The organism is Geminicoccus roseus DSM 18922, from assembly GCF_000427665.1.
Lineage (GTDB): Bacteria > Pseudomonadota > Alphaproteobacteria > Geminicoccales > Geminicoccaceae > Geminicoccus > Geminicoccus roseus.
The window spans coordinates 631689-653847 of sequence record NZ_KE386572.1 but is presented as its reverse complement, the minus strand read 5'-3'; the positions used below and the strand labels follow the sequence as shown (position 1 = coordinate 653847).

Genomic DNA, 22159 nt, shown 5'->3' with positions numbered 1-22159 from the left:
TCCGGCAACGTGATCTTCGGAGTACTGGTTCAGCGATGCCCAAGGTCGAGATCTACACCACGCCCATTTGCCCCTACTGCATCCGCGCCAAGCGGCTGCTGGACCGCAAGGGCGTGGCCTATGAGGAGATCGACCTGTGGACCGATCCCGGCCGGCGGACCGAGATGCTCGGCCGCGCGGATGGCCGGACCACCGTGCCGCAGATCTTCATCGACGGCCGCGGCATCGGCGGCAGCGACGACCTGCATGCCCTGGACGCGGCCGGCAGGCTGGACGGCCTGCTGCAGCCCGGTGCGGACGAACCCGCCGGTCGTGCCTAGGCGCCGGTCCGTGATGCTGCCAGGAGCCGGGACGTGATCAAGTTCACCTTGCGCTGCGAGGCCGAGCACGAGTTCGAGGGATGGTTTCGCGATAACGCCGCGTTCGAGGAGCAGGCTGGCAAGGGTGTGCTTTCCTGCCCTGTCTGCGGCGATGGCCGGGTCACCAAGTCGATCATGGCGCCGGCTGTGCGCACATCGGAGAATGCCGCGGCAGCCCAGGCCGAGAAGAACGCGCGGATGGCGGCGGTCATGAAGCAGCTTCGGGCCGCCCATGAGCATGTCGAGAAGAACTTCGAGAATGTCGGCGAACGATTTGCCGAGGAGGCCCGCGCGATCCACTATGGCGACAAGGAGCAGCGCGATATCTTCGGGCAGACTACGCTTCAGGAAGCCAAGGAACTGCACGACGAAGGCGTGAGCTTCGGCTTCCTGCCGCCGCTGCCCAAGGCGGATGCGTAGCCCGAAAGCGGTGCCCGGAAGGACCTCGATGTCTTCGCCGGGCGAGCGACCAAGTCAGGACCGGCGGCAGCAATGCCGAAGCCGGTCCTTGTTCGTGGGCCATCACAACTCCCGCGGCACGGGCGCCAGGATGCGGGTCAGAGTTTGACCGCGCTGTACATCACGGCGCCTTTGATGAGGCCGAGGTTGAAGGCGCCGACCCCGTTGATGTGGTCCTTGGACCGGCTGAGCGTGCCATGGGTCAAGTCCATGCGAGCGCTAACGGTGCCAGCGGTCTGTAGATAGCCCTGATAGGTACAACTCGGCCCGCTGGTCGGTCGGACAAGACCGAAGACCTTGATGGGGAGGCCGCCCTGGCAGGTGGAGCGGTCTGCCGTGAACGCTCCGTTGGGCTTGATCTGGATGGTGCAGTTCCAGGAAAGCAACCCCTCGTTGCTGGAGGAGTTGAAGGTGAAATCCATCCCCGAAGAACCCGTGGAACTCGAAGAATAGTATCCGTAGTGGCTGGAGAAGAAGACCTGCCAGGTGCCGACGAGATCGCTCTGGCTGCAAGCGGCCATGGCCGGAGCGGCTGGTGCCAGACTGCCGAGGGACAGGCCAATCGCGGCCAGGCGCCGGATGGAGCGGTTCACATGCAACATAGACTATTCTCCGCGTGTGCGGTCACTTCATGCGTGGCTGCGTTCTGAGAGGCCCGGTCAGGTGCCTGCGATGGCATGACCCGGAGCCGACGGATCAGAGCTTGGTCGCATTGAAGATGACGATCCCCGTAGGCGCGGATCCTACCCCGTCGATATGATCCTTCGCGCGGTTCATGGCCCCGCGGCTGACCGCGATGCGCACGTTGCCGACCTGGTAGTATCCGTGAAGGATGCAGCCCGTGCCGATCATGCCGATCGTGCCGGACGCGCGCGTGTTGGCGCCAGCCTGGTCGGTACAAATCGAGTTCTGGTTGTTGATCTGGCCGTTGGGCTTGATGGAGAACGTGCAACGGTACCAGTAGGGCAGCGATTTGGCAGGCGCCAGGGGTGAGGAAGCCAGTGGGGAGATGAGGCTGTAGGCCTGCCACGTCCCGGCGACATCCGCTTGCGCGCAGGCTGCCAGCGCCGAGCCGGCCTGGCCTGCACCGACGACCACCGCAAGCGCGACCAGCAGCCGCCGCCCCCATACCGATCCACCCGACATGCGACATCCTCCACCCTGCACCAGCGCCGGGGTGCGCTGTTTTCCCACTCATTCTGCCGCTGCCTGATACTTGGCAAGACGAAAATAAGATTTACGGGCGGGTCTTATTCAGAGTTTCAGATTTTTTCTGGTGCTAGTGTGCAATTTCCTGGAAATGTCGTGGCAGCCCTGTGTTGGCTGACTGTCAGCAGCGTGCCGCCACCATCAGGTAGTTGACGTCCGGTCGGGGCGCATCGACGAAGCGGCCGGTGCCTGCTTCATAGCGAACCGATCGCACCTCCTGCACGGTCAGCCCCGCTGCCCGCACCATCCGGGCCAGTTCCGACGCTTTGACGAAGCGCCTCCAGTCGTGCGTCCCGGCTGGAAGCCAGCGCAGCAGATATTCTGCGGCCACAATCGCTTCCAGCCAGGCCCGGTTGGTCCGAGCCAGGGTCGACAGGACCAGGAGGCCGCCGTCCGCGACGCAGGCGGCCGCGGCACGGACGAACTCCGCCTGGTCCTCGCTATGCTCCACGACCTCCAGGGCAGTGACCAGGTCGAAACGCTGCCCGGACCGGACCACCTCCTCGACCGTGCCCGCCCGGTAGGTGATCGGCAGTTCCTGCCCCGCCGCATGCAACCTGGCGACCTCGATCACCTCCCTGGCCGGATCGATGCCGGTCACGCTGGCGCCGAGACGCGCCATCGGCTCGCAGAGGAGCCCGGCGCCGCAGCCGACATCAAGCAGGCTGCGGCCTTCCAGCGGCGCCCGCGCCTCCGGATCCACGCCGAAATGCCGGCAGGCCGCAGCGCGGATGGCGCCGATCCGCCAGGGATTGATCGCATGAAGGGGCGCCATGGGGCCGGAGGTATCCCACCACTCGTCCGCCAGCGCCGCGAACTTGCGGACCTCGAGCCGGTCGATCCCGGGTTGGGTCCGCTCCGTGTCGCCCTTGTTCTCGTGTCCTGCCCTGCGCTTCACGTCTTGGCTTTCCTTCAAGAGCAGATCCGCCGCTTCCGGCTTCTACCAGTTGTTTGTTCCGGGTTCTCCCGACCAGTGGAGCGACGGCGGGTGGGCTTGTGGTAGGCCGGCCGCATCAGTAAGAGAACCGCGTCCATCAAATCGTGGGATGACGTGGCTCGCATGCGACGTCGGCCGCTCCCACCCCACTCGAGAGCGTCGATCCTTGGCTCTGCTGGTTCAGAAGTATGGCGGCACGTCCGTCGCCGATCCAGATCGCATCCGGAACGTGGCGCGCCTCGTCAAACGGGCAGTCGACGCGGGCCATCAGGTCGCTGTGGTCGTCTCGGCCATGGCAGGCACCACCAATCAGCTGGTGAAATGGGTCGACGAGCTGGATGACGGGCATTTCGATCCCGCCGAGTACGATACCGTGGTGGCCGCCGGCGAGCAGATCACCAGTGGCCTGGTGGCGATCGCGCTCAACAAGCTTGGCGTGCCGGCCCGCTCGTTCCAAGGCTGGCAGATCCCGTTGGTGACCGAAGGGGGCCATGGCAAGGCCCGAATCGGCGAGATCCCGGCGGACAGCCTGAAAAGGACCCTGCAACTCGGGCATGTCGCGGTGGTCTCCGGCTTCCAGGGGGTCTCGCCCGAGGGGCGCATCGCGACGCTGGGGCGGGGCGGCTCGGACACGTCCGCCGTGGCGATCGCGGCCGCGATCGGCGCGGAGCGCTGCGACATCTATACCGACGTCGATGGAGTCTACACGACCGACCCCCGGATCAGCGACAAGGCCCGCAAGATCGACCGGATCACCTATGAGGAGATGCTGGAACTGGCCTCGCTGGGCGCCAAGGTCCTGCAGACCCGGTCGGTCGCGCTGGCGATGCAGTATCAGGTGAGGGTCCAGGTCCTCTCCAGTTTCGAAGACAAGCCCGGCACGCTGGTGGCCGGCGAGGACGAGATCATGGAAAGCAACATCGTCACCGGGATTGCGCACAGCAAGGACGAGGCGAAGATCACGCTCGCCGGGGTCAAGGATCAGCCTGGGGTCGCCGCGGCGATCTTCGGGCCCCTCTCGGAAGCCAACATCAATGTCGACATGATCGTCCAGTCGGTGTCCTCGGACGGGGCCACCACCTCGATGACCTTCACCGTGGGCAAGACGGACCTGGTCCGGGCCAAGTCGGTGCTGGACGGGCTGAAGAGCACGGTCGGGATCGAGCGCGTCGATGCCGACGGCAATGTCGTGAAAATCTCGGTGGTGGGCGTGGGCATGCGCAGCCATGCCGGCGTCGCGCACACCATGTTCCAGACCCTCGCGGCCCGCGGCATCAACATCCAGGCCATTTCGACCTCGGAAATCAAGGTCAGCGTGCTGATCGCGGCGGACTACATGGAACTTGCCATTCGCTCGCTGCATTCTGCCTATGGTCTGGACGCTACGTAACGTGACGATGCTGCCCTCCCATCCGCTGCTCGCCGCCGCCTCCGCCAGCGGTCGTCGCTTCCTGGGCTGCGAACTGGCGTTCATGGCCGGCGCGATGACCTGGGTCAGCGAGCGCAACCTGGTCACCGCGCTGGGCCAGGCTGGGGCGTTCGGGGTGCTGGCCTGCGGGGCGATGACGCCGGAGCGGCTGGACGAAGAGATCCAGGCGACCCAGGCGCTCTCCTCGGCGCCGTTCGGCGTCAACCTCATCGTCATGCATCCGGACCTGGCGAAGCTGGTCCAGGTCTGCCTGGACCGCAGGGTCACCCATATCGTGCTGGCCGGCGGGCTGCCGCAGAAGGACACGATCACGGCGATCAAGAAGGGCGGCGCCAAGCTGGTCTGCTTCGCGCCGACCCTGGCGCTTGCCAAGAAGCTGGTGCGTTCGGGCGCCGATGCGCTGGTGATCGAGGGCAGCGAGGCGGGCGGCCATGTGGGACCAGTCTCGACCTCCGTGCTGGCCCAGGAGATCCTGCCCTTCGTCACCGACGTGCCGGTGTTCGTGGCAGGGGGAATCGGCCACGGCGAGATGATCGCCGGCTACCTGCGCATGGGCGCTGCCGGGGTCCAGATGGGAACCCGCTTCGCCGCCGCCACCGAATCGATCGCCCACCCGGCGTTCAAGCAGGCCTTCGTGCGTGCCAGCGCCCGGGATGCGGTGACCTCGGTGCAGATCGATCCGCAGTTCAAGGTCATCCCGGTGCGGGGGCTGGCCAATGCGGGGACGCAGCGCTTCGCCGAGACCCAGGTCGAGGTGATCGCCTGCCACCGCCGGGGCGAGACCAGCTTCGAGGAAGCCTCCCTGCTGATCGAGCGGTTCTGGGCCGGCGCCCTGCGTCGGGCCGTGGTCGAGGGCAATGTCGAGCAGGGGTCGGTGATGGCTGGACAGAGCGTCGGCTTCGTCAAGGCGGTCGAGCCGGTCGCCGACATTCTGGCCGAACTGGTCGGGCAGACCGAGGCCGCGCTGGCGCGTGGCCTCCAGGCGGGCCCTGTGCCCGCAGCAGCGGAGTAGCGGCGGTGGCCCCGCGGCACGGGGCGGTCGACCCGTCCGCGGGCGACAAGCCGCGCAGCTACGATCAGTCCGCCGCATCCCGACGGCTCCTGCGCCGCCTGATCGAGGTCGCCGCGATCCCCCTGGAGCCGCAGCAGCGGCTCGACCGGGTCGTGCGGATGATCGCGACCGACATGGTGGCCGAGGTCTGCTCGGTCTACGCACAGCGCTCCGGGGACCTGCTGGAACTGTTCGCCACCGAGGGCCTTGCACCCAACTCGGTGCACCGGGTCCGCATGCGGGTCGGGGAGGGGCTGGTCGGCTCCATCGCGGCCACCGGCAAGGTGGTCAACACGTCCGACGCCCAGTCGCACCCGAACTTCCGGTATTTCCCGGAGACGGGGGAAGAAATCTACCACTCCTTCCTGGGCGTGCCGCTGCTGCGCTCCGGGCGGGTGGCGGGCGTGCTCACGGTGCAGAACCGGGCGCCCCGGAACTATTCCGACGACGAAGTCGAGGCGCTCGAGGTCATCGGCACGATCCTGGCCGAGATGTTCGCCTCGGGCGGCCTGGTCGACCTCAAGGTCTATGGCTACATCGCTGGGCTGCGCCGTGAGTCGGCACGGCTAGACGGCGTGCGGCTGGTCGAAGGCGTGGCGATCGGCCGGGCCTGGCTGCACGAGCCCAAGATCGTCATCAGCAAGCTGATCGCCGAGAACAGCGCCTCGGAGCTGGCGCGGCTGGACGTGGCGGTGGCCAAGTTCCGCGCCTCGATGGACGCGCTGGTCGAGAGCCCGGACCTTGGTACCGGCGAACATCGCGACGTGTTCGAGGCCCTGCGCATGTTCGCGCATGATCCCGGCTGGGTCCGCCGGATCCGCGAGACGATCGAGACGGGCCTGTCCGCCGAGGCGGCGGTGCGCCGGGTCCAGGAGGAGACCCGGCTCAAGCTGGGCCATGTCGCGGACCCCTATCTGCGCGAGCGGCTGCAGGACCTGGACGATCTGGCCAACCGGCTGCTCCGTCAGCTCACTGGGCAGACGCTGCACCACGACCCCTCCGATCTGCCGGCGGAAACGATCCTGATCGCCCGCAGCCTCTCGGCCGCCGACCTGATCGAGTACGACCGCACGAAGATCAAAGGGATCGTGCTGGAGGAGGGCTCCCGGACCGCGCACGTCACCATCGTGGCGCGGGCCCTGGACATCCCGATGCTCGGTCGCGTTGAAGGGGTCATGGCGGCGACCGATCCGGGCGACCTGATCGCGGTCGACGGGGACCATGGCCACGTCTTCCTGCGCCCGTCAGAAGACGTCGAGCAGTCCTTCGCCAACTCGATCCTGATCCGGGTCGAGCGGCGGCGGATCCTGGAGGCGCAGCGCAACCTTCCCTCGGTGAGCCTGGACGGTATCCGGATCGGCCTGTCGCTGAACGCCGCCTTCCTGATCGATCTGGCCCATCTGGACGAGAGCGGGGCGGAGGGAATCGGCCTGTTCCGCACCGAGCTGACCTTCATGAACCGGGCTCGCTACCCGGACCTGGAGGCGCAGACCGAGTATTACCGGAGCGTGATGGAAAAGGTGGGCGACCTGCCCATCCTGTTCCGCACCCTCGATGTCGGCAGCGACAAGCAGCTTCCCTACTGGCGCACGCCTGCGGAGGACAACCCGGCCATGGGCTGGCGGGCGATCCGGATGATGCTGGATCGGCCGGTCGTCTTGCGCGAGCAGCTCCGCGCCATGCTGCGCGCCGCGGACGGCCGTCCCCTCTGCGTCATGTTCCCAATGATCACCGAGGTGGCCGAGTTCGATGCGGCTCGCGCGCTCCTTGATCGGGAACTCGCTCGCCTGGATGCGGAGGGACGGCCGCGGCCCGTGAAGCTGGATGTCGGGGTCATGCTGGAGGTGCCCGCCCTGTTCTGGCAGCTTCCGGCGATCCTGCGACGGGTCGACTTCGTCTCGCTCGGCAGCAATGACCTGTTCCAGTTCATGTTCGCCTGCGACCGGGGCAACCCGCAGCTCACCGACCGCTATGACGTCCTCTCGCCGGGCCTCTTGAACTTCGTGCATGATCTCGTGCAGCGCTGCCGGGCGAGCGGCGTGCGGCTGTCGGTGTGTGGCGAGATGGCGAGCCGGCCGCTGGAGGCGCTGGCGCTGATCGGGCTGGGTGTGCGGCACCTTTCGGTCACCACCGCGGACCTGGCGCCAGTCAAGGCGATGCTCAGATCGGTCGAGATCGGGCCATTACACACTTATCTTACGAGTTTGCTGGAAGTTTCCGACCACTCGCTGCGTCGACGACTGCAGGCTTACGCCCAGGATCACCAGGTAGTGTTGCCGCCGGGTGTCTATCGCCCCTGAAGTGTGAGTCTCCTCGGGGTTTCCGGCTGGTCTGTTTCTTTGGTTTGGTTGCCGATTTCTGCTATTTCTTCTTCCGAACCGCCCCTCCAGCGTGACCGAGGTCGATCCCGACCCATGTCTCCAGGATCCGTTTCCATCGACAAGATCAACGGCCCCGGTGGCGAGGATGCCGCCACACTGATCGGCCGGGAACTGCGGGCTGCCAGGCAGCGGCGCGGGGAGGATCTCTACGACGTCGCCGAGCTCCTGCGGATCAAGCCGTCCTACCTGTTCGCGCTCGAGGAGGGGGACCATGGCACGATGCCGGGCCTGCCCTACCTCTCGGGCTTCCTGCGCAGCTACGCGGATCATCTGGGGCTGGATGGCCAGCGGCTGGTCCGGCGGCTGAAGGCGGGTCGACCGGCTTCCATGGAGGGAACGACCGGGATGCGCCCGATGCCGGTCCCCAGGGAGGAACGGCGTCCGTTGCTGGTCGCCGTGCTGGCGGCTCTGGTGCTGGCTGGCTCGGGCTATGGCGGCTGGTCCTACCTGAGCAGCCAGATCTCGACGCCGGTCGACATCGTCGACGAGGAGCCGCCGTCCCCGCCGCCCGTCGTGGTGACCACGCCGCAGCCGACCGAGCTCGCAATCGTGCCGGCTCCGGTCGCACCGGAACCGTCCGCGCAGCCCGAAACCAGTCTGGCTGCCGTTGATGCACCGTCCCCACCTGCGGATGCCGTGGCCGTCGTGGAGGGAGGCGCCTTCCAGGCGGGGGGAGCGACGGAGGTCGCGATCGGTATATCGCCCGCACAGCCTGCCGCTGTCGCCCAGGCGCCTGCGCCTCCGGTGGCGGACGAACGCCCGGCCATGGGCGTGGGGGCCGCGATCGCCAGCGAGGCCAGGGTCGTTCTGGTCGCGACCGAACCAGCCTGGATCCAGATCCGCTCGGCCGACCGGCAGTTCTCCCGCAGCCGGCTGATGGAGGCGGGCGAGCGGTTCTTGCTGCCGGAGCGCACCGACCTGGCCCTTTGGACCGGGAATGCCGGCGGGCTGCAGGTCATGGTGGACGGGATCGAGCTAGCTCCGCTTGGGGCGCGGGGGGCTGTTCTGAAGAACATTCCCCTCGATCCGGCAGCGCTGAAGGCCCGCTCCGTTCCACGATGATGGTGGCAGGACAGGGCGACAGCGGCCGGAGAGCCGTTGGATCGTGACACGGGCCGGTCGTCTGGGCTATCCCCGCCGCACGTAACGCAAGCCGGGACCGGTTCCGCTCATGGTGGCTTTGGGCCAGATCGTTCGTCATCGCACTCATGCCGTGGACGTGGGCGGAATCGCCGTGGGCGGCGGCGCACCAATCGTCGTGCAGTCGATGACCAACACCGACACCGGCGACGCCGACTCCACCACCCGGCAGATCATCGAACTGGCGAAGGCCGGCTCGGAGATCGTGCGGATCACCGTCAACGATGACGCCGCCGCCAAGGCAGTGCCAGCGATCGTGGAGCGGTTGCGGCTCCTGGGATGGGACACCCCGATCGTGGGCGACTTCCATTTCAACGGTCACAAGCTTCTGGCCGACCATCCCGAGATGGCCATGGCCCTGGCAAAGTACCGGATCAACCCGGGCAATGTCGGGTTCGGCAAGAAGCGCGACATCCAGTTCGAGCAGATGATCGAGGCGGCGCTGCGCTATGGGAAGCCGGTGCGCATCGGGGTCAACTGGGGTTCGCTCGACCAGGAGCTGGCGACCGGCCTGATGGACGCCAATGCCCGCCGGTCCGACCCGCGTCCGGCAGACGACGTGATGCGCGAGGCCATGGTGATCTCGGCGCTCCAGTCGGCCGAGCGCGCCGAAGCGCTGGGCCTGCCCTCCGATCGCATCATCATTTCCACCAAGCTCAGCCGCGTCCACGATCTGGTGGCGGTCTACAAGGACCTGGCACGGCGCTCGAACTACGCGCTGCACCTGGGCCTCACCGAGGCCGGCATGGGCACCAAGGGCATCGTCGCCTCGGCTTCCGCCCTGTCCTTGCTGCTGACCGAGGGGATCGGGGACACGATTCGCGCCTCGCTCACCCCGCGCCCCGGCGAGAGCCGGGCGCGCGAGGTCGAGGCCTGCAAGGAAGTGCTGCAGGCGCTCGACCTGCGCCAGTTCGCGCCCGCGGTGACCGCCTGTCCTGGCTGCGGCCGGACGACCTCGACGCTGTTCCAGGAGTTGGCGCTGTCGATCCAGACCTGGCTGGATGAGCAGATGCCCGTCTGGAAGGCCAGCCATCCGGGCGTCGAGACCATGAAGGTCGCGGTGATGGGCTGCATCGTGAACGGCCCCGGCGAAAGCAAGCATGCCGATATCGGCATCTCGCTGCCGGGCTCGGGCGAAAACCCATCAGCACCTGTGTTCATCGACGGCGAGAAGCGCCATACCTTGCGCGGCCCGACGATCGCCGAAGAGTTCCAGGCGATCGTGCAGGCCTATGTCGAGCGCCGCTACGGGCGGCGCGACGCCGCCTGATTTCTTCCCGTCTTTCCGAGAGTTCTGAACAGCGATGAGCGACCTGCGCCCCGTCCGCGGCACCCACGATCTCCTGGGCGAGGACATGCTGCGCCATCGTCACGTCCATGAGACGGCGCGCAGCCTGTCGGCCCGATACGGGTTCTCCGAGATCGAGACGCCGATCTTCGAGTTCACCGACATCTTTGCCCGCACGCTCGGCGATACCTCCGACGTCGTGACCAAGGAGATGTACACCTTCACCGATCGGGGCGGCGACCAGCTGACCCTCCGGCCGGAGAACACCGCGGGCGTAGCCCGGGCGTTCATCACCAACGGGCTGCAGCAGTCCCTGCCGGTGAAACTGTTCTATCATGGCCCGATGTTCCGCTACGAGCGGCCCCAGAAGGGACGCATGCGCCAGTTTCACCAGATCGGCGTTGAGATCCTGGGTGCCGCCGAGGCGATGGCGGATGTCGAGGCGATCGCTCTGGGCGCCCATGTGCTGGACGAGCTGGGCGTGCTGTCGAAGACCGTGCTGCACCTGAACAGCCTGGGCGACCCGGAGAGCCGGCTGGCCTACCGTGAGCGGCTGGTCGCCTATCTGCGCGACCATGAAGCGACCCTGTCCGAGGACAGCCGGACCCGCCTGCATAAGAATCCGCTGCGGATCCTGGACAGCAAAGACGAGGGCGACCGGGCGGTCGTCGCAAACGCGCCGCTGATGGCGGACAGCCTGAACCAGGCCTCCCGGGACTTCTTCCAGGCCGTGACGGACGGCCTGGAGGCTCTTGGGATCGGCTACCAGCTCGACCCGCGGCTGGTCCGTGGCCTGGACTACTACAGCCACACGGCGTTCGAGTTCGTCACCTCCCACCTGGGAGCGCAGGGTACCGTCCTGGGTGGCGGCCGCTATGACGGACTGATCCGCAGCATGGGTGGTCCGGAGATGCCCGGCATCGGTTGGGCAGCCGGTGTCGAGCGGCTGGCGGCCCTGATCGAGGCGCCGCCGGCGGAGATCCGGCCCCTGGCGATCGTGCCGATCGGGCCGGCGGCGGAGAAAGCTGCCTGGCAGCTTGCTGCGGATCTCCGGCGGGCCGGGCACTCCGTGGAACTCGCCTACAAGGGCAAGCCCGCCCAGCGCATGAAGCGCGCCGACCGCCTGCAGGCGCGGCTGGCCCTGTTCCTGGGCGAGGACGAGTTGGCCGCTGGCGTGGTGAAGCTGCGCGACCTGACGACCGGCCAGGAGCGCAGTGTGTCGCGCGAGTTGCTACTGGGCGAACTCAACCACTCGGCGTGACACGCGAGGTTTGACATTGCCCTGACGCTTCGCTGACGTAGGTGGTCCTCCGACAAGGGCCACCAATGCGTTGAACGGCACCGAAACACTTCTGCACCTGCTGGGTGGCGTGGCGCTCCTGCTCTGGGGCGTGCGCGTGGTCCGGACCGGAATGACGCGGGCCTTCGGGGCAGGCTTGCGCCACTTCCTGGGCGCATCGGTCCAGAACCGGTTCGCCGGATTCGCGGCTGGCCTGGGCGTCACCATGCTGCTGCAGTCGTCCACCGCGACCTCGGTGCTGGCCTCCTCGTTCGCCGCGCGCGGCATCATGGAGACCGGCCCGGCCCTGGCGGTGATGCTGGGCGCCGATGTCGGCACGGCCCTGATCAGCCTGCTGCTGTCGTTCCGGATCTCCTGGCTGGCCTATCTTTTCCTGTTCCTCGGCGTCGCCGTCTTTCTCGGCAGCGAGCATGTCCGTGCGCGCAACATTGCCAGGGTCGGCATCGGGCTGGGTCTCATCCTTCTGGCGCTCAAGGAGATCGTGCTGGCTGCTGGCCCGTTGGCGGCTTCGCCCGTCATGGGCGAGGTGATGGCAGCCCTGGCGGATACTCCCCTTGTCGGCTTCCTGCTTGCCGCCCTCTTGACCTGGTTGCTGCATTCCAGCCTGGCCGTCGTGCTGCTGGTGGCCTCCCTAGCAAGCAGCGAGGTCGTGCCGCTGGCCCTGGCCATGGCCCTGGTGCTGGGCGCCAATGCAGGGGGTGGGCTGGTGGCCGTCATGCTCACCTCGCGGGCGCCGCCGGCGGGCCGCCGGGCCCCGATCGGCAACCTGGCGAGCCGGGCCGGCATGGCGCTCCTGCTGCTGCCCTTCGTGGAGCAGATCCCCCCGATCGCCGGAAGCATCGGTGCGCCGGGCATGGTGACGATCGCCGCTCATATCGGCTTCAATCTTCTGCTGGCCCTGGTGTTCCTGCCGCTGACCGGACCCCTGGCCCGGCTGATGTCCCGGCTGATGCCCGAGCAGCCCAATGCTGCCGATCCTGGCGCCGCGCGCTTCCTTGAGCACGACGCGCTGGATACGCCTTCCGTGGCGCTTGCCTCGGCCGTGCGCGAGACGCTGCGCGTCGGCGAGGTGATCCAGACGATGCTGCGTGGGGTCACGGAGGTCCTCCGCACCGATGACCCGCGGCTGGTCCAGCAGATCCGCGATCAGGACGATGTGGTCGACCGGCTGCATGAGGCGATCAAGAACTACCTCACCGAGCTTGGCCAGCGTGAGCTGGATCGCAAGGAAGGGGCGCGGCACATCGAGATCCTGACCTTCGTCACCAATCTTGAACATGTCGGCGACATCATCGACAAGAACCTGATGGACCTTGCGGCCAAGAAAATCCGCAACCGCACGCAGTTTTCCGTGGACGGCATGAAGGAGATCGAGGCGTTCCACGGCGAGATCCTGCGCGACATGGAACTGGCCTTCGCTGTGTTCCTTACCTCCGAAATCGGTGACGCGCGCCGGTTGTTTGCCGCGAAGTCGAGAATACGTGACCTGGAACGGCGCTACACCGAGAGTCACTTGGCCAGGCTGATGACCGGCCGACTCGACACCCGGGACAGTTCCAGCCTTCATTTGGATGTCATGCGCGACCTCAAGCGTATCCATGCCCATGTCGTCGCCGTGGCGTATCCTATCCTGGAGCGGCAGGGAGAACTCGCCGCGAGCCGGCTGCGCGCGCGGGATGTCGACGAGGTGCCCGACCAGGAGCGTCTGCCGACTTGACCCGCCGGGCTGGCTCGTCGACAGGAGGGTCCCGTCACTCCAGCCCGCGATCGACATGGCAGCCAAGCTCGACCTCGACCCGATCCTCGCCCGCCGGCAAGAGCTGGAAGCGCTGCTGGCCGAACCCGGCCGCAGCGACATCGTCCAGCTTGCCCGGGAACTGTCCGATCTGCGCCCGGTGACGGAGGCGATCGACGCCTTCCGCCATGCCGAGGCCGAGGTCGAGAGCCTGGAGGTGATGCTGGACGATGCGGAGATGCGCGAACTCGCCTGGGCTGACCTGCCCGAGGCGCGCTTGCGGCTGGACGCCACGGAACGGGCCCTGCGTCTGGCGCTCCTGCCCAAGGATGCCGCGGACGACCGCAGCGCGATCCTGGAGATCCGCGCCGGGACCGGCGGCGAGGAGGCCGCCCTGTTCGGCGGCGACCTGTTCAAGATGTACCAGCGCTACGCGGCGCTGCAGGGCTGGAAGTTCGAGGTCCTGAGCGAGAGCGAGACCGATCTTGGCGGACTGAAGGAAGTCTCCGTGGCGGTGGAGGGCCAGGGTGTCTTCGCCAGGCTGAAGTTCGAATCGGGGGTGCACCGGGTTCAGCGGGTGCCGGTGACCGAGGGGGGAGGCCGCATCCATACCTCGGCCGCTACCGTGGCAGTTCTGCCGGAAGCGGAGGAGGTCGACGTCAAGATCGACGACAAGGACCTGCGCATCGACGTGCTGCGTGCCTCCGGCGCCGGCGGGCAGCATGTCAACCGGACCGAGAGCGCGGTGCGGATCACGCATCTGCCGAGCGGGATCGTCGTGTTCCAGCAGGACGAACGCTCGCAGCACCGCAACAAGGCCCGGGCGATGAAGATCCTGCGCGCCCGCCTGTTCGACCAGGAACGCGCCCGGGCCGACCAGGAGCGCTCGGCCGATCGCAGGGAGCAGATCGGGTCCGGCGACCGCTCTGAACGGATCCGCACCTATAATTTCCCCCAGAACCGGGTCACCGATCACCGGATCGACCTGACCCTCTATGCGCTGGACGAGGTGATCGCCGGCCCCGGTCTCGGCCGGTTCGTCGAGGCGCTGGTGGCCGAGGATCAGGCCCGCAAGCTGGCGCAGCTGGAGTGACCACGCTCGCCCAGGCGCTGCGGGCCGCAGCGGGGCAGCTGGCCGCCGCCGGCATCGAGGCGCCCAGGCGGGAGGCGATGCTGCTGGTGGAACTCGCCACCGGGTGGAGCCGGACCCAGCAGCTGGTGAACAAGCAGGCTCCCCTGACCCCGACCCAGGCGGACCGGCTTTCCCGCTTGGTCGAGCGGCGCACGGCGCGCGAGCCGTTCGCCTACCTGGCCGGTCTGCGGGAGTTCTATGGCCGTCCCTTCCAGGTCGGGCCGGGCGTGCTGGTGCCGCGCCCGGAGACCGAGATCCTGATCGACACCGCGCGGGAAGTGTTCCCCGACCCGGAGGCACACCTGCGGATCCTCGATATCGGCGTGGGCTCCGGCTGCATTCTCCTCACCCTCCTGGCGGAGTTCCCGTCCGCCAGCGGCGTCGGCGTCGACCGGAGCAGGACAGCGCTCGAATATACCCGGAAGAACGCCGCAGCCCTGCGAGCCGAAGAAAGGCTTGATCTGTTCGAGAGCGACTGGGGAGGGGCGATCCATGGAGCCTTCGACCTGATCGTTTCCAACCCGCCCTATGTCGATGCCGGCGACCTCGCCTTGCTGGAGCCGGAACTGGCCTGGGAACCGGGAGAGGCATTGTCGCCCGGAGCGGATGGGACAGCGTCCTATCGGGCGATGACCCCTGACCTCTTGCGCCTGCTGGCACCTGGCGGGGTGGTCCTGCTGGAAATCGGCCAGGGCCAGGACGTCCCATTGTCCGACTGGTTCGGCCAGCATGATCTCGATGTCGTGGTGCGGCCGGATCTGGCAGGAATTGGCCGCTGTCTCGTGCTGACACGCCCATCAACCGCGTCCTGACCTGCATCGTGGCGAGGCTGGTCGAGCTGGAACGGTAGCTTCTCTCCGTTTTCAAGATCTTGCGCTGGATCAACGACGTCCCACCTCGATCATCAATACGGTGCGGGTGCTTCTGAGGTAAGGCCCGCGACCGATGGCTTGCCCGGGATACGGGGAGCCTTTGATGGAGGTGTCCGATGGACTTTGAAAAATACACTGACCGCGCCAAGGGCTTCGTGCAGTCCTCCCAGTCGCTGGCCTTGCGCGAGGGGCACCAGCGCCTTTTGCCGATTCACCTGCTCAAGGTGCTGCTGGACGACGAGGAAGGCCTGGCCGCCAACCTGATCCGGGCTGCCGGCGGCGACCCGAAGGTCGCCCTGCGCGATACCGAGCTGTCGCTTGGCCGACTGCCCAAGGTGGAGGGGCCCGGCGCGGGACAGGTCGGTCTTTCCCCTGAGCTGGCCAAGCTGTTCGACCAGGCCCAGACTCTCGCGAAGAAGGCGGGCGACGGCTATGTCACGGCCGAGCGGCTGCTCCTGGCGCTGGCGATTTCCGATCCGGAAGCATCGAAGATCCTGAAGGGTGCGGGCGTCACGCCGCAGGCGCTCAACGGCGCGATCGAGCAGATCCGCATGGGCCGCAAGGCCGACAGCGCCTCCGCCGAGAACCAGTATCAGGCGCTGGAGAAGTACACCCGCGATCTGACCGCGGCCGCCCGCGAGGGCAAGCTGGATCCGGTGATCGGGCGGGACGAGGAGATCCGCCGGGTCGTGCAGGTGCTCTCGCGGCGGACCAAGAACAATCCGGTGCTGATCGGCGAGCCCGGTGTGGGCAAGACCGCCATTGCCGAAGGCCTTGCCACCCGGATCGTGAACGGCGACGTGCCGGAAAGCCTGAAGGACCGCAAGCTCCTGTCGCTGGACCTCGGCGCCATGGTCGCCGGGGCCAAGTACCGGGGCGAGTTCGAGGAGCGGCTGAAGGGCCTGCTCAGCGAGCTGGCCCATGGCGAGGGCGACGCGATCCTGTTCATCGACGAGCTGCACACCCTGGTGGGTGCCGGCAAGGCGGAAGGGTCGATGGACGCTTCCAACATGCTGAAGCCGGCCCTGGCGCGCGGTGAACTGCACTGCGTGGGCGCCACCACGCTCGACGAGTACCGCAAGCACATCGAGAAGGACGCGGCGCTGGCCAGGCGCTTCCAGCCGGTGATGGTCGCCGAGCCGGACGTGGCCGACGCGGTATCGATCCTGCGCGGGCTGAAGGAGAAGTACGAGCTCCATCACGGCGTGCGCATTACCGATGGCGCCATCGTGGCGGCCGCGACCATGTCGAACCGCTACATCACCGATCGCTTCCTGCCGGACAAGGCGATCGACCTGATCGACGAGGCGGCGGCGCGCAAGCGCATGGCGATCGACAGCAAGCCCGAGGAACTGGACGAGCTGGACCGGCGCATCCTGCAGTTGGAGATCGAGAAGGCCGCGCTGCAGAAGGAGAGCGATCAGGCGTCCAAGGACCGGCTGGCCAAGCTCGACAAGGAGCTGGATGGGCTGAAGAAGACCTCGGCCGACATCACCGCGCGCTGGCAGTCGGAGAAGGAGAAGCTGGCCTCGGCCACCAAGCTCAAGGAACAGCTGGAGCAGCTGCGCAACGAGCTGGCGATCGCCCAGCGCAAGGGCGACTTCGAGCGCGCCGGCAAGCTCGCCTATGGCGACATCCCGGCGGCCGAGAAGAAGCTGGCCGAGGCGCAGGCCGCGGAAAGCCGCCCCCTGGTGGCCGAGGAGGTGACGGAGAGCGACATCGCCCATGTGGTGTCCCGTTGGACCGGCATCCCCGTCGACAAGATGCTGGAGGGCGAGCGGGAAAAGCTGCTGCAGATGGAGGACAAGCTGGAGACCCGGGTGGTGGGCCAGCATCCGGCGGTCGAGGCGGTCGCCAAGGCGGTGCGCCGCGCCCGCGCCGGCCTGCAGGACCCGAGCCGGCCGATCGGCAGCTTCCTGTTCCTCGGGCCGACCGGGGTGGGCAAGACCGAGCTGTGCAAGGCGCTGGCATCTTTCCTGTTCGACGACGAGCAGGCGATGATCCGGATCGACATGTCCGAATACATGGAGAAGCACAGCGTCAGCCGGCTGATCGGCGCACCGCCCGGCTATGTCGGCTATGACGAGGGCGGGGCGCTCACCGAGGCGGTACGGCGGCGGCCCTACCAGGTGATCCTGTTCGACGAGGTCGAGAAGGCGCATCCGGATGTGTTCAACGTGCTGCTGCAGGTCCTGGACGACGGCAGGCTGACCGATGGCCAGGGGCGCACGGTCGACTTCCGCAACACCATCATCGTGCTCACCAGCAACCTGGGCTCGGAGTTCCTGGCGGCACTGCCGGACGGCGCGCCGGCCGAGGATGCCCGCGCGCAGGTGATGGCGGTGGTCCAGGCGAGCTTCCGGCCGGAGTTCCTGAACCGCCTGGACGAGATCATCCTGTTCAACCGGCTGGGCCGCGCCCAGATGGGCGGGATCGTCCGGATCCAGCTGCAGCGCCTGGAGAAGCTCTTGGCCGACCGGCGGATCATGCTGGACATCGACGAGGCGGCGATCGCCTGGCTTGCCGAGGCGGGCTACGATCCGGTCTATGGGGCTAGGCCGCTCAAGCGGGCGATCCAGCGCCACCTGCAGGATCCGCTGGCGACAGCCGTCCTCGAAGGACGGATCCAGGATGGCGAGCGCGTCCGGATCGGCGCGGGCGAGGGCGCCCTGTCGATCACGCCGGAAGGGCTTGCCATGGCCGCCTGACCAAGGCGGAGCGTCCAGACAGCCAAAGGGCCGCCCGGTCAGGCCGGGCGGCCCTTTTTTTGTGCTCGGATCGGGAGGTCGCCCTATCCCTGCTTCTGGGCCACCATGGCCGGTTCGGCCAGGTCCCGGCGCAGGCGGTCGAGCCGCTGCCGCTCTGCCTGGAAACGAGCCAGTTCGGCCCCGCCCAGTTCCTCGGCCACGTTCTGCTTCACCTCCATCGGGTTGATCTGCTTGCCGTTCTTCAGGACCTCGTAGTGCAGGTGCGGGCCGGTGGAGAGGCCGGTGGAACCGACATAGCCGATCACCTCGCCCTGCCGGACCCGGCTGCCGACCTTCAGCTGCTTGGCGAAGCGGCTCATATGGGCGTAGGCGGTAGCATACTCGCCGTTGTGCTGGATCCGGATGTAGTTGCCATAGCCGCGATTGCGGCCGCGCACCTCGATGACGCCGTCACCGGCAGCGAAGATCGGCGTGCCGGGTCGTGCCGCGAAGTCGGTCCCCTTGTGCATCCGCGAATAGCCCAGCACCGGGTGGCGGCGCATGCCGAAGCCGGAACTCAGCCGCGCCCCGTCGATCGGCGTGCGCAGGAGCGACTTGCGCACCGACTTGCCGTCGGCGTCGTACCAGGCGACCGTTCCGTCCTTGCCCTTGAAGCGGTAGAGGATGAGGTCGCGCCCACCGGTGACCAGACGGGCAAAGCTGATCCCGTCATAGCGGCTGGCGCGGCCATCGGAGGTGCTGAGCCGGTCGTAGATCACCTCGAAACGGTCGCCGTCCTGCAGGTCCCGCTGGAAGTCGACGTCCCAGGACAGGAGGCGCACGAAGCGCATGATGGTTTCTGCCGTCATCCCGGCGGCACGGGCGCTGTCGTAGAGGCTGCCCCGGATGTCGCCGGCGGCGAGAATGTCTTCGCGATCCAGGGTGAGCTGGACCGTTTCGGCCACGAAGCTGCCTTCGTCGCTGCGCTGGACCTTGAGTTCCTCGGCGAAGGCCACCGGGATGGTCAGCCCTTTCAGGGGCATCGTCTCGTCGTCGCTGTCGATCTCGACAGACACCCTGTCCCCGACCCTAAGCTGGCGCGGATCGTACATGTCCTTCAGGGCGGCAATGGCGGCATGCGCATCGGCGCCGACCGCACCGGCCCGCATCAGGATGTCGATCAGGGTGTCGCCTTTCTCGACGTCGACCTCCAGCACGCCGACTTCCGGCGGCAGAAGCTGCTCTGGGGCCGCCGTGGCGGCATCGCCGGCATCCGGGTCAATCTGGTCGAGAGCCCAGTCCCTCGGCCACTCCCTGTCCTGCCGGGCTACTGCGGCCACCGGGGTGGCGGCGGGCGGGCTGCCGCTTCGGGCCGGCTCGGCGAACAGGACAGCGGCGGCCAGCTCGGGCGGCGTGACGACGGCGGGTGGTGTCGGCGGCGGGACGATCTGGGTGACGGCGTCGTCGCCGCTCCTGCCCATCAGATGGAAGGTGACGCCGGCGACCCCGAACCCGGCAGTGAAGGCCAAACCGGCCGCGGCGGCGAGGGGCGCCCAGCGGGTGCGCGGACGGGAGGCCTTGGGTGAACGCAACGCTATTTCCCTCCCATAGCGGGGCATCCCCCTTTGTTGGATCAAGCCGGTCCGCTACCGGCTGGAGCCGTGCGGGGCCGGCTCCTTCGATCCGGCCACCTGCACCCCTCATCGTATCAAGATGATAGTGGGACCATGCGGAGGGCAGGGGGCCCTGTCAACCGATCGAAGCCGGGCTCATGGACGTGCCGGATCATCGGGATCCCGAACAGGATCCGCCGCCCCCGGCATGGGCCCGACACCGGCCCCTCCAAGGGAACCAGACAGGCTCCGACGGAGTTGCCGAAGGTAGAATGACTTCCGTCGGAACTTTCTCACAAAAACCTTGTTGACGCATTCACTGGTTGGTCCTAGAACCCGGCTCACGAAGCGCGGCGGGGTGCTGGGCGGCGGGGATGGCCTGCTGCCTGGTGGTTTAGCCGGGTTTTGGTGAAGATTTCGGCCTGGTCTGTTGGGATTGGGTGGCGGCCTGGAAGGGCTGCCCGATGGTCGTCTGGTTGAGGCTGGGCGGTGGTCGGCGGGTTGTTGTTTGACATCGTTGGTTGGTGGAGCGCTTTTTAGAAAAAGCGTTTTGGAGGGATGTGCGGGCGGCGTCCTCTGGTCTGGCTGACTTTGGTTGGCTGGCTGGGTGGGGATGATCGTCTGGTACATCTTGGTGTTCATTGGAAACTTCTTCGGAGGTTCTGATGGGTACCTTGCGTATGCCTAGATGGTCAGCGATCAAGCTGAGAGTTTGATCCTGGCTCAGAACGAACGCTGGCGGCGCGCCTAACACATGCAAGTCGGACGCACTCGCAAGAGTGAGTGGCGGACGGGTGAGTAACACGTGGGAACCTGCCCTGGGGTCTGGGATAGCTGCGGGAAACTGCAGGTAACACCGGATACGCACGGGAGTGGAAAGTTCACGCCCTGGGATGGGCCCGCGTCGGATTAGGTAGTTGGTGGGGTAACGGCCTACCAAGCCTGCGATCCGTAACCGGTCTGAGAGGATGATCGGTCACACTGGGACTGAGACACGGCCCAGACTCCTACGGGAGGCAGCAGTGGGGAATCTTGGACAATGGGGGCAACCCTGATCCAGCGACGCCGCGTGGGTGATGAAGGCCTTCGGGTCGTAAAGCCCTTTTGCCGGGGAAGATGATGACGGTACCCGGAGAAGAAGCACCGGCTAACTCTGTGCCAGCAGCCGCGGTAAGACAGAGGGTGCTAGCGTTGTTCGGAATTACTGGGCGTAAAGGGCGCGTAGGCGGCTCGTTTAGTCGGGTGTGAAATCCCGGGGCTCAACCCCGGAACTGCATTCGATACTGGCGGGCTTGAGACCGAGAGAGGTGGGTGGAATACCCAGTGTAGAGGTGAAATTCGTAGATATTGGGTGGAACACCGGTGGCGAAGGCGGCTCACTGGCTCGGATCTGACGCTGAGGCGCGAAAGCGTGGGGAGCAAACAGGATTAGATACCCTGGTAGTCCACGCCCTAAACGATGTGTGCTAGATGTCGGGGGACTTGTCTCTCGGTGTCGGAGTTAACGTTTTAAGCACACCGCCTGGGGAGTACGGCCGCAAGGTTAAAACTCAAAGGAATTGACGGGGGCCCGCACAAGCGGTGGAGCATGTGGTTTAATTCGACGCAACGCGCAGAACCTTACCAACTCTTGACATGGCCGTTAAAGCTGCTGAGAGGCAGTGTCCCGCAAGGGGGCGGTTACAGGTGCTGCATGGCTGTCGTCAGCTCGTGTCGTGAGATGTTGGGTTAAGTCCCGCAACGAGCGCAACCCTTGTCCGTAGTTGCCATCAGGTTGGGCTGGGCACTCTACGGGGACTGCCGGTGACAAGCCGGAGGAAGGTGGGGATGACGTCAAGTCCTCATGGCCCTTACGAGTTGGGCTACACACGTGCTACAATGGTGGTGACAGAGGGCAGCCAGGTCGCGAGGCCGAGCAAATCCCTAAAAGCCATCTCAGTTCGGATTGCACTCTGCAACTCGAGTGCATGAAGGTGGAATCGCTAGTAATCGCGGATCAGCACGCCGCGGTGAATACGTTCCCGGGCCTTGTACACACCGCCCGTCACACCATGGGAGTTGGTTCGACCTTAAGCCGGTGAGCTAACCTCGCAAGAGGGGGCAGCCGACCACGGTCGGGTCAGCGACTGGGGTGAAGTCGTAACAAGGTAGCCGTAGGGGAACCTGCGGCTGGATCACCTCCTTTCTGGACCCTCGATGTCGGGCATCTCACGGACTGCCCGGGGTCGCTGAGGTCGATACAGCCGGCGCAAGTCGGCAAAGCAAAGTCCCATGCGGAAGTTCGCTTCTGCGGGGCGCCGTCCGCACATCCCTCCAGATGAAGACAATCCTGAGTTCGGGCCCGTAGCTCAGTCGGTTAGAGCGCACCCCTGATAAGGGTGAGGTCGGCCGTTCGAATCGGCCCGGGCCCACCATTCCCCGCCAGGCGACTGGCGGTGGATGGACAGGATGTCTTCATGCGCGACGGATGAAGTGCTCCATGACCGGATCATGGCCCCTTGGGGCCTGGTCCTGATGGTCGTTCCCGGGCGTTGGCCCGGCGGACGTTCTGTTTATCATCGTATGGT

At 66.7% G+C, this 22159-nt stretch carries 16 protein-coding genes, 1 tRNA gene and 1 rRNA gene; 14 read left to right on the top strand and 4 right to left on the bottom strand.

Annotated features, from left to right (window positions below; genetic code table 11):
* The first annotated feature begins 35 nt into the window (after positions 1 to 35).
* Both grxC and GEMRO_RS0104445 read left to right on the top strand, forming a co-directional pair.
* A complete protein-coding gene (gene grxC, locus GEMRO_RS27535) occupies positions 36 to 320 on the top strand; it encodes a glutaredoxin 3 (protein ID WP_035484735.1) in 285 nt (94 codons plus the stop codon).
* 33 nt (positions 321 to 353) lie between these two features.
* A complete protein-coding gene (locus tag GEMRO_RS0104445; RefSeq protein WP_027133050.1) occupies positions 354 to 779 on the top strand; it encodes a DUF1178 family protein in 426 nt (141 codons plus the stop codon).
* Positions 780 to 916: 137 nt separating this feature from the next.
* Here GEMRO_RS0104445 and GEMRO_RS0104440 read toward each other — a convergent pair whose 3' ends face one another.
* The 3 genes from GEMRO_RS0104440 to ubiG all read right to left on the bottom strand — a co-directional run bounded on the left by GEMRO_RS0104440 (position 917) and on the right by ubiG (position 2925).
* Positions 917 to 1420, bottom strand: a complete 504-nt coding sequence (locus GEMRO_RS0104440; RefSeq protein ID WP_027133049.1) for a hypothetical protein — start codon at positions 1418 to 1420, stop codon at positions 917 to 919.
* Positions 1421 to 1514: 94 nt separating this feature from the next.
* The gene (locus tag GEMRO_RS0104435) at positions 1515 to 1964 is read right to left on the bottom strand and encodes a hypothetical protein (protein WP_027133048.1); all 450 of its coding nucleotides are present in this window, start codon (positions 1962 to 1964) and stop codon (positions 1515 to 1517) included.
* Positions 1965 to 2148: 184 nt separating this feature from the next.
* Positions 2149 to 2925 (bottom strand): bifunctional 2-polyprenyl-6-hydroxyphenol methylase/3-demethylubiquinol 3-O-methyltransferase UbiG, encoded by a 777-nt coding sequence (gene ubiG / locus GEMRO_RS0104430; protein ID WP_051329548.1) that lies wholly within the window; start codon positions 2923 to 2925, stop codon positions 2149 to 2151.
* A gap of 205 nt (positions 2926 to 3130) precedes the next feature.
* On the opposite strand from ubiG, the gene GEMRO_RS0104425 reads away from it, so the two are divergent.
* The 10 genes from GEMRO_RS0104425 (at position 3131) to clpB (ending at position 18000) form a co-directional block, all read left to right on the top strand.
* Entirely contained in the window at positions 3131 to 4354 is a 1224-nt protein-coding gene (locus GEMRO_RS0104425) for an aspartate kinase (protein WP_027133046.1), read from the top strand.
* A 7-nt stretch (positions 4355 to 4361) separates the two neighbouring features.
* Entirely contained in the window at positions 4362 to 5405 is a 1044-nt protein-coding gene (locus tag GEMRO_RS0104420) for an NAD(P)H-dependent flavin oxidoreductase (protein WP_035486424.1), read from the top strand.
* Positions 5406 to 5410: 5 nt separating this feature from the next.
* Positions 5411 to 7744 (top strand): phosphoenolpyruvate--protein phosphotransferase, encoded by a 2334-nt coding sequence (gene ptsP / locus GEMRO_RS0104415; RefSeq protein ID WP_051328682.1) that lies wholly within the window; start codon positions 5411 to 5413, stop codon positions 7742 to 7744.
* A 114-nt stretch (positions 7745 to 7858) separates the two neighbouring features.
* On the top strand, positions 7859 to 8887 hold the full coding sequence (locus GEMRO_RS0104410; RefSeq protein ID WP_027133043.1) for a helix-turn-helix domain-containing protein: 1029 nt from the start codon (positions 7859 to 7861) through the stop codon (positions 8885 to 8887).
* 109 nt (positions 8888 to 8996) lie between these two features.
* Positions 8997 to 10235 carry a flavodoxin-dependent (E)-4-hydroxy-3-methylbut-2-enyl-diphosphate synthase gene (ispG, locus tag GEMRO_RS0104405; RefSeq protein WP_027133042.1) on the top strand — a complete coding sequence of 413 codons (1239 nt, stop codon included), beginning with the start codon at positions 8997 to 8999 and terminating at the stop codon, positions 10233 to 10235.
* A 34-nt stretch (positions 10236 to 10269) separates the two neighbouring features.
* Positions 10270 to 11514, top strand: a complete 1245-nt coding sequence (gene hisS, locus GEMRO_RS0104400) for a histidine--tRNA ligase (RefSeq protein ID WP_027133041.1) — start codon at positions 10270 to 10272, stop codon at positions 11512 to 11514.
* Positions 11515 to 11584: 70 nt separating this feature from the next.
* Complete coding sequence (locus GEMRO_RS27530) at positions 11585 to 13270, top strand: Na/Pi cotransporter family protein (protein ID WP_051328681.1); 1686 nt, start codon at positions 11585 to 11587, stop codon at positions 13268 to 13270.
* Between the two features lie 55 nt (positions 13271 to 13325).
* A complete protein-coding gene (gene prfA / locus GEMRO_RS0104390; protein ID WP_027133040.1) occupies positions 13326 to 14381 on the top strand; it encodes a peptide chain release factor 1 in 1056 nt (351 codons plus the stop codon).
* A complete protein-coding gene (prmC, locus tag GEMRO_RS0104385; RefSeq protein ID WP_027133039.1) occupies positions 14378 to 15232 on the top strand; it encodes a peptide chain release factor N(5)-glutamine methyltransferase in 855 nt (284 codons plus the stop codon). Before prfA ends, prmC begins: the two co-directional genes overlap by 4 nt.
* A 176-nt stretch (positions 15233 to 15408) precedes the next feature.
* Entirely contained in the window at positions 15409 to 18000 is a 2592-nt protein-coding gene (gene clpB / locus GEMRO_RS0104380; RefSeq protein ID WP_027133038.1) for an ATP-dependent chaperone ClpB, read from the top strand.
* An 83-nt stretch (positions 18001 to 18083) separates the two neighbouring features.
* Here clpB and GEMRO_RS27525 read toward each other — a convergent pair whose 3' ends face one another.
* Entirely contained in the window at positions 18084 to 19571 is a 1488-nt protein-coding gene (locus GEMRO_RS27525; protein ID WP_051328680.1) for a M23 family metallopeptidase, read from the bottom strand.
* 721 nt (positions 19572 to 20292) lie between these two features.
* Here GEMRO_RS27525 and GEMRO_RS0104370 point away from each other — a divergent pair.
* Together GEMRO_RS0104370 and GEMRO_RS0104365 are read left to right on the top strand one after the other, a co-directional pair.
* Positions 20293 to 21777 (top strand): 16S ribosomal RNA (locus GEMRO_RS0104370).
* A 152-nt stretch (positions 21778 to 21929) separates the two neighbouring features.
* Positions 21930 to 22006 (top strand) — tRNA-Ile (locus tag GEMRO_RS0104365).
* Positions 22007 to 22159: the final 153 nt, after the last annotated feature.

Bases quoted from the DNA above. Each gene is read 5' to 3' on its own strand.
- GEMRO_RS0104435 (WP_027133048.1), bottom strand. From the start codon at position 1,964: ATGTCGGGTGGATCGGTATGGGGGCGGCGGCTGCTGGTCGCGCTTGCG.
- clpB (WP_027133038.1), top strand. From the start codon at position 15,409: ATGGACTTTGAAAAATACACTGACCGCGCCAAGGGCTTCGTGCAGTCC.
- GEMRO_RS0104410 (WP_027133043.1), top strand. From the start codon at position 7,859: ATGTCTCCAGGATCCGTTTCCATCGACAAGATCAACGGCCCCGGTGGC.
- ispG (WP_027133042.1), top strand. From the start codon at position 8,997: ATGGTGGCTTTGGGCCAGATCGTTCGTCATCGCACTCATGCCGTGGAC.
- prfA (WP_027133040.1), top strand. From the start codon at position 13,326: ATGGCAGCCAAGCTCGACCTCGACCCGATCCTCGCCCGCCGGCAAGAG.
- GEMRO_RS0104420 (WP_035486424.1), top strand. From the start codon at position 4,362: ATGCTGCCCTCCCATCCGCTGCTCGCCGCCGCCTCCGCCAGCGGTCGT.
- grxC (WP_035484735.1), top strand. From the start codon at position 36: ATGCCCAAGGTCGAGATCTACACCACGCCCATTTGCCCCTACTGCATC.
- GEMRO_RS0104440 (WP_027133049.1), bottom strand. From the start codon at position 1,420: ATGTTGCATGTGAACCGCTCCATCCGGCGCCTGGCCGCGATTGGCCTG.
- hisS (WP_027133041.1), top strand. From the start codon at position 10,270: ATGAGCGACCTGCGCCCCGTCCGCGGCACCCACGATCTCCTGGGCGAG.